At 53.1% G+C, this 783-nt stretch carries 1 protein-coding gene; it reads right to left on the bottom strand.

Annotated elements, in window-relative coordinates:
• On the bottom strand, positions 1 to 783 hold a 783-nt coding region (locus Xbud_RS19145; protein WP_145956690.1), incomplete at both ends, for a phage portal protein.

Raw genomic sequence — 783 nt, 5'->3', positions numbered from 1 at the left:
TTCCACGCTTCCAGCATCGCAGCACGGGCAGAGGAATAGTTCACATCTGACCAGTCCTGCGTGACCTGTTGCGTGGAAAGTCCGGTCGCGGCGGCGATATTTCGCAGTACTGCGCTTTCAAATCCGTCGAAATTACTGGTTGGGCGCGTGGCCGAAATCGTGACAATTTTCTCATTCGGGAATAAATGAGGAATACGGGCGCCACTTTGTAAGTTAAGGCGCTTGTCTTCATAATATTCCGCACGCTGTGTTTGATACGCGCTGAGTTCGTTACCACTGAAATCGCCGTTGTCACCGAGGGCTGACGCCACCATCTGTGAATCATAGGGTGACTCAATATACGCCCCGAAAATCGCATTCAGGATCGCCGCCTCAAGTTCTGATTCGTCATATTTAATCAGCATTTTCAGCCGCTGAACTATAGGCGCCAAGATGCCAATCCCGCGATGTTGTGCGCCGCGCTCATGGTCAAAGTCATGCACCACATGCGGACGGCCCCACGCGGTTTCACGGGGAATGCGATCCCACGTCATGGTTTTTTTGCCGCTGTACCAGTCGCCGATATGGGCTTCCCGGATATAGTAAGCAACCGGGGTGCCATCACTGTCTATCTCGACGCCACCGCGAACATATTCTAAATCGAAACGTTCCTGTGGATTACTGAGGCGGTCGGGATCCACTATCTGGATGGTGGTCGCATAACGTCCGCGGCCTTTGCCTAACCGGTCAGTCCGGTATTGCAGTACCGCCAAAGCATCGCCGTCAAGTAACTTGTGACGAAAG

The sequence above is a fragment of the Xenorhabdus budapestensis genome (assembly GCF_002632465.1).
GTDB lineage: Bacteria > Pseudomonadota > Gammaproteobacteria > Enterobacterales > Enterobacteriaceae > Xenorhabdus > Xenorhabdus budapestensis.
The sequence above is the reverse complement of the archived record's forward strand: the minus strand, read 5'-3'. Positions and strand labels throughout refer to the sequence as shown.